The sequence below is a fragment of the Clostridium puniceum genome, assembly GCF_002006345.1.
GTDB classification, from domain to species: Bacteria; Bacillota; Clostridia; order Clostridiales; family Clostridiaceae; genus Clostridium; species Clostridium puniceum.
Genome location: NZ_LZZM01000217.1, coordinates 20,624 through 27,176, shown reverse-complemented (window position 1 = coordinate 27,176; position 6,553 = coordinate 20,624). Strand labels below are relative to the sequence as shown.

At 28.3% G+C, this 6,553-nt stretch carries 5 protein-coding genes; 2 read left to right on the top strand and 3 right to left on the bottom strand.

Translation table 11 applies throughout. The features are described from left to right. Positions 1–308: 308 nt before the first annotated feature. On the bottom strand, positions 309–659 hold the full coding sequence (locus CLPUN_RS22750) for a winged helix-turn-helix transcriptional regulator (RefSeq protein ID WP_077849504.1): 351 nt from the start codon (positions 657–659) through the stop codon (positions 309–311). A gap of 129 nt (positions 660–788) precedes the next feature. On the opposite strand from CLPUN_RS22750, the gene CLPUN_RS22745 reads away from it, so the two are divergent. Together CLPUN_RS22745 and alr are read left to right on the top strand one after the other, a co-directional pair. Then, entirely contained in the window at positions 789–1,187 is a 399-nt protein-coding gene (locus CLPUN_RS22745; RefSeq protein ID WP_077849503.1) for a pyridoxamine 5'-phosphate oxidase family protein, read from the top strand. Between the two features lie 371 nt (positions 1,188–1,558). Continuing rightward, complete coding sequence (gene alr / locus CLPUN_RS22740; RefSeq protein WP_077849502.1) at positions 1,559–2,719, top strand: alanine racemase; 1,161 nt, start codon at positions 1,559–1,561, stop codon at positions 2,717–2,719. Positions 2,720–2,826: 107 nt separating this feature from the next. Here alr and CLPUN_RS22735 read toward each other — a convergent pair whose 3' ends face one another. Both CLPUN_RS22735 and CLPUN_RS22730 read right to left on the bottom strand, forming a co-directional pair. Beyond that, complete coding sequence (locus tag CLPUN_RS22735) at positions 2,827–4,500, bottom strand: glycoside hydrolase family 13 protein (RefSeq protein ID WP_077849501.1); 1,674 nt, start codon at positions 4,498–4,500, stop codon at positions 2,827–2,829. 477 nt (positions 4,501–4,977) lie between these two features. Next, positions 4,978–6,552, bottom strand: coding sequence for an ABC transporter permease/substrate-binding protein (locus CLPUN_RS22730; protein WP_077849500.1), 1,575 nt, complete (start codon positions 6,550–6,552; stop codon positions 4,978–4,980). Between the last annotated feature and the right edge of the window lies 1 nt (position 6,553).

Below are 6,553 nucleotides of genomic sequence, written 5' to 3'. Positions count from 1 at the left end.
GATATAAAGCTGCTAAGAAAGATTTAGAAAAATCCAAAGTAATATATATTTACAAAGCTGCCGCAAGCGGTACGCCGATAGAAGAAATTTTTGAGTCATTAAAAATAGCCTAAGAATCTGTTTTTTTTATTCAACTGTAAAATTATTCAAGTAAAAATGCACTATTATAGATTAATATGGTTCTTAATCTCTTCAAACACTAATTTCTACTATAATATTAGCTAATATAACCTTCTAAAAAAAGAAAAAATGCTATAATTTAAAATGAAAAATAATAGCATTTTTTATGTGACCTTAGTATTATTCCACTATTTTTGAGTAATCTCTCCATCTTTAATATGTTCAATATATTTTTTTCCCCAAATAGAAATACTATCTAACACTGTTTGAAATTCCTTACCTATATCAGTTAGAGAGTATTCAACTTTAGGTGGAACCTGTGGATATACATAACGTTTTACTAATCCATACTCCTCTAAACTTCGAAGCTGCTTTGTAAGTGTTGCTTGTGTTAAATCTGGTAACACTCTTTGTAATTCCCCAAAACGAAGCGTCTTTGAACTCAAATTATGTAAAATTATTACTGCCCATTTACCTGCAATAATTTTTTGTGCTGTTACGAATGGACATTTGCCAAATAAATCGTATTTTTCTTCCATATATAATCTCCTTTGTATGTTTTAGGATACTATGTATCAAAAATAATCGTACTTGAAAAAATATTCATAATAAAATATTATTTATGTACACGGTAATTTTATCATAATAAAATAAAAGGAGCAATTAAAATGAATGAAGTATTTGAATTTTTAACTACCAATCCAACTTTTTATCTTTCAACAGTTGACGGAGATCAAGCTAGAGTTCGTCCTTTTGGCGCTGTAGCTAACTATGAAGGGAAACTATATTTCGCGACAAATAATACAAAACCAGTTTTTAAACAATTAGTTGCAAATCCTAAAGTTGAAATTTCTACTACGTCTCAAAAAGGAGAATGGATTCGTTTAACTGGAAACGCTGTTGTAGATTCTAGCAAAGAAGCTAAAGCTGCTATGTTAGAAGCCGCACCAATGTTAAAGAATATGTATAATTTAGATGATGGTGTTTTTGAAGTATTTTATCTTTCAGATGCTGTTGCAACTATCAGTTCTTTTAGCGGTACTGAACCAAAAACCTTTAAATTCTAATCACAAATTTAATTTCTATAATTTACAAAAAAGCTTCACTTTTGCTTATTTAAGTGTAAGCTTTTATTTATTTATCTAAGTTTATAATTTACAATTTTGATATACTTATCTAATAACATTTAATTCCTGCTCCATCTCTTCTACAAACTCATTTTTTCTTTAGAACCACCTCACTTTTAAAATTCAACGCTAGTGGTTCTTTATTACTTGCCTATTATGTAATAAAATATAAATGTGATTTAATAATAATTATTTTTATTATACTTCAATTTTAATTTATATAAAATCAAGTTATTATAATTTGTTTTAATATAGATTATTTTTGTGAAACATATTATTAAATTTAAATATTAAATGTGAGGCGTAGATGAATGGAAAAAATACTTAGACCTGTATATGCAGAAATTGATTTAGATGTAATAGCTTATAATATGAAGAATATAGCCAATTTAGTTAATAATAAAGAGGTAATTGCAGTTGTTAAAGCTGATTGTTATGGTCATGGAGCTTTAGATGTAGTTCCAACTTTACTTGAAAATGGTGCATCAAAACTTGCTGTCGCAGTTTTAACTGAAGGAATTGAACTAAGAAATAATAATATAAAAGCTCCTATAATGATTCTTGGGTATACTCCATTAAATTTAGGTGAAGAATTAATAAAATATGATTTAGAGCAAACTGTCTATGATTTAAAGTACGCAAGAAAATTATCTGACATAGCATTAAAGATGAACAAAAAAGCTAAGGTTCATATTAAATTAGATACTGGAATGGGAAGAATCGGTTTCCTTCCAACAGAAAAAGTACTTAGTGATGTTTCTGAAATCTTCTCTTTAAATGGGTTAGACGTTATTGGAATCTTTACTCATTTTTCAACCTCAGATGAAAAAGATAAAACATATACTAATGAACAATTTGCAAAGTTTTCAGATTTTACTGCTAAACTTTCTAATTTAGGAATAAAAATTCCTCTGAAACATATTTCAAATAGTGGTGCAATTATGGATATGCCAGAAACTTACTTAGATGCAGTTAGAGCTGGAATTATACTTTATGGTTATTATCCTTCAAATGAAGTTAATAAAAATAACCTATCTATAAAACCTGCGTTAACACTAAAAGCATGTATAACTCGTGTTCAAGAAATGGATGAAGGAATGTATATAAGCTATGGCAGAACCTTTAAAACTGGACGAAAGAGCTTAATTGCAACTCTTCCTATAGGATATGCAGATGGTTATTCTAGATTATTTGCTAAAAATGGTAAAGTAATAATAAATGGAAAATTCGCTCCAATTGTTGGCAGAATATGTATGGATCAATGTATGATAGATGTGACTGATGTTGGAGACGTCAAGGTTGGAGATAAAGTTATACTTCTTGGTGAAGAAGGAGATTTGAAATTTAACGCAGATGATATTGCAGAAATCATGGGAACAATTAATTACGAAATACTTTGTATGCTTAAATATAGAGTCCCTAGAGTATATATAAAAAATAGAGAAATCTTCAACGTAAGAAATTATCTTTAAAGTTAAATATTATAATTTCTTCCCATATTAAGATATGCTTTTAAATAGTATTGATATTGTGATCTTTAAATAAGGAAGTCATCTGATGGCTTCCTTATTTAAACATTCTAATTTAACTTATATAATCGTGCTTCATATGGCTTTAAAGTAAACTTTGATATATCTTCATGTCTGCTAACTTTATAATTTGAAAGGATTAAATTTTCATACTTTAAGCTTTCTCTTTCATAATCAAATTTTACTTTTTCTGCTGATATATTTGTAATTATGATATATTTTTTATTATTTAAAATTCTTGTATAAGCATATATTTTTTCATGTTCTTCTAATATAAGCTCATATTTTCCATATATTAAAGTTTTATTTTCTTTTCTAACCTTAATCATTTTTTTATAGAAATTAAGAATCGAACCCTTATCTTTTAATTCATCTTCTACATTTACTTTTTTATAATTTTTATTTACTTTCATCCAAGAAGCACCTGTCGTAAATCCTCCATTTTCTGCGTTATTCCATTGCATTGGTGTTCTTGAATTATCTCTAGTAGTTGCTTTTACAATTTCAAGAGATTCTTCTTCAGACATTCCTTGTTCTACCCTTTCATTATATTGATATATTGTTGCGGCATCATTAAAATCATTTATACTGTCATAATCAGCATTAGTCATTCCAATTTCCTGACCTTGATAAATAAATGGAGTGCCCATTTGCATGAAATACATTAAAGCTAACGCTTTTGCACTTTCCTTCCAATACTTATTTTCATCACCAAGTTTAGATACACTTCTTGTTAAATCATGGTTTTCTAAAAACAATGCAATCCATCCATCTTTATAAATCGCATCCTGCCAACTAGATAATGTTTTCTTAAAATCTATTAACGTAGATTTCTGAGTATTATCCATATTCCATAAATGCATATGTTCAAATTGAAATATCATAGAGAATTTTCCATTTTTATTTCCTGCCCATTCCTCTAAATCATCTATTTTCACTCCACTTGCTTCTGCAATTGTAAATACATCATGTTTATCAAAAGTATTCTCTTTTAAATCTTGCAATAGTTTTTCTATTCCAGGCTGCTTCATTTGCTTATCAAAAGATGGAACATATTTTAAATTATCTGGATTTACCATATCATCATAATCGTACTTTTTAATATGACTAATTGCATCTACACGGAATCCATCAATCCCTTTATCTAACCACCAATTAATCATTTCATAAAGTGCATTTCTTAATTCTTCATTTTCCCAATTAAGATCTGGCATTTTTTTGCTAAACAAATGTAAATAATATTCATCACTATTTGAATCATATTCCCAAGCTGAACCACCAAATATACTTGCCCAATTATTAGGTTCTCTACTATCAACTTCATTTATGATCTTTTTACCCTTCTTCCAAATGTACCAATCTCTTTTAGGACTATATTTCGAACTTTTTGCTTCTATAAACCATGGATGTTCATCTGAAGTATGATTTATAACCAAGTCCATAATTAAAGACATTCCTCTTTTATGTACTTCTTCTAGTAACTTATCAAAATCCTCTATTGTGCCAAACTCTTCAAGTATATCCTTATAATCACTTATATCATATCCATTATCATCATTTGGTGATTTATATATAGGACTTATCCAAATTAAATCAATTCCTAAATCCTTTAAATAATCTAGCTTTTCAATTACACCTTGCAAATCACCAATTCCATCTCCATTAGAGTCATTAAAACTTCTTGGATATATTTGATAAGCCACTAATTCTCTTTGCCAATTCATAATTCCCTCCTAGTATTCATTAATCCCAAATTTGTGATTCTATATTTTTTTATAATAATAGTTTGCCACTGTTATTATAGGATAATATTCTCTTTATTACTTGCAAAATAAAGTTTAATACTAAAATAATACTGCTCTGTTTTAAAAATTCGGATTTTGTTTATATATTTATGAATAAGCAAAAAATATCTTCGTAAGAGTCTGATAATTACATCATAAATATCATGAATTCTATCAATTTAATTTATTCTCCGTATATCATTTAAAAATAAAGATTAATTTTCTTGGTATTGATATATAGAAAAAAAGCACTCCATCCCACCAAGAATAGTTGTGCTTTTTTAATAGTTTATATTATATCAATTTTTTTAGAAAATTAAATATATATCTTTATTTTGTAGCTGCTTTGGTTAAATTTTCAGCTACTTAAGCATAAATAAATTGTTTTAATTTCAAAACCTGTATTATTTTAATTTTCTATATTAAACCTTCTTCCTTTAAAAATTCAATAGCAACATCTTTCGGTTCTTTTCTTAGCTCATCTACTTGATAATTTAATTCACTCATTACATCATCAGTTATTAACTCTCCTACTTCCTCAATAATCGGTACTATTTCTGGATATTCCTCTATTACTTCAGAACGTACGAGTGGAATTGCATAATAAGGAGGGAAAAATTGTTTATCATCTTTTAAAACTTTTAAATCATATTTCTTTAATAATCCATCTGTTGAAAATGCATCTACAACATCACTTTCATCATTCATTAAAGCAGTATATTTAGGACTTCCATCTATTCCAATAGTATCTTTAAATTTAAATTCATATTTCTCTGCCAACCCAATTAGCCCATCTTGTCTATTAAGGAATTCTAATGATGTAGTTGCTGTAAACTGATTGGCTACTTTGGCAAGATCACTTATTAATTCTAAATTATATTTTTTAGCTGTTTCCTTTTTTACAGCCAAAGTGTAGGTATTATTAAATCTCATTTGCTTTAATACTTCTATATTAAACTGCTCTTTAAAATCTTTTTTTACGGTATTATAAACTTCTTCTACATCAGATATTGGTGGATGTTTTAACATATCTCCATAAGCCGTCCCACTATAATCAACCCACATATCAATTTCGCCTGATTTTAAAGCTGAAAAACATACTTGAGTTCCACCTAATGCAAACTTTCTATTTACAGAAATGTCAGTTTTACTTTCTATAAGCTCTGATAATATGTTTCCTAAAATCTCTTGTTCGGTAAAGTCCTTACTAGCAATAGTAATTGTTTTTTTATTACTAGCACCTTGCGTTACTCCAGTGATTGCAAATATGGCAATTAATAAACAACCTGTAACTGTCAAAATTCCTTTTTGCAATTTTCTTGTCTTAATCTTTGATACGCTACTTTTATTATTTGCTTTTTGCAAGTTTATTGGTGTAACTAATTTCTCAACTATTCCAAATAAGCCATCTACTAATAATGCCAATATGCAAGATGGAATTGCTCCTCCTAGAATTTGATAAGTATTAACAGTTCTTATTCCAGAAAAAACTAAATATCCTAGTCCTCCACCACCAATGAATGCTGCCATTGTCATAAGTCCCACTGCCGTGACTGCAGAAATCCTAATTCCCGACATAATAACTGGCAATGCTAATGGAATTTGTATTTTAATTAAAACTTGAAATTTAGTAAGACCTATACCTCTTGCTGCCTCTAACATTTGAGAATTTATGCTCTCAATTCCTGTAACTGTATTTTTTATAATTGGTAAAAGTGAATATAACACTACCATTACAATTGCAGGGGTTGTACCTATTCCTAAAAAAGGTATCGTAAAGCCTAATAGTGCCATGCTCGGAATTGCCTGCACAATGCTAGCGGCTCCCAAAACTGGCTTGTTTAATTTTTTTATATAACTTATAAGTATTCCTAGTGGCATACCAATTAAAATGGCTATCCCTACGGATAATGCTGTAAGTTTTACATGTTCAACTAATAATGTAATTATTTGATCTTTTATTTCAAACAAATAACTAAATAATCCATTCATA

Excerpts from the sequence above, each read along its gene's own strand:
- alr (WP_077849502.1), top strand. The coding sequence starts at position 1,559 with ATGGAAAAAATACTTAGACCTGTATATGCAGAAATTGATTTAGATGTA.
- CLPUN_RS22735 (WP_077849501.1), bottom strand. The coding sequence starts at position 4,500 with ATGAATTGGCAAAGAGAATTAGTGGCTTATCAAATATATCCAAGAAGT.
- CLPUN_RS22730 (WP_077849500.1), bottom strand. The coding sequence starts at position 6,552 with ATGAATGGATTATTTAGTTATTTGTTTGAAATAAAAGATCAAATAATT.
- CLPUN_RS22745 (WP_077849503.1), top strand. The coding sequence starts at position 789 with ATGAATGAAGTATTTGAATTTTTAACTACCAATCCAACTTTTTATCTT.
- CLPUN_RS22750 (WP_077849504.1), bottom strand. The coding sequence starts at position 659 with ATGGAAGAAAAATACGATTTATTTGGCAAATGTCCATTCGTAACAGCA.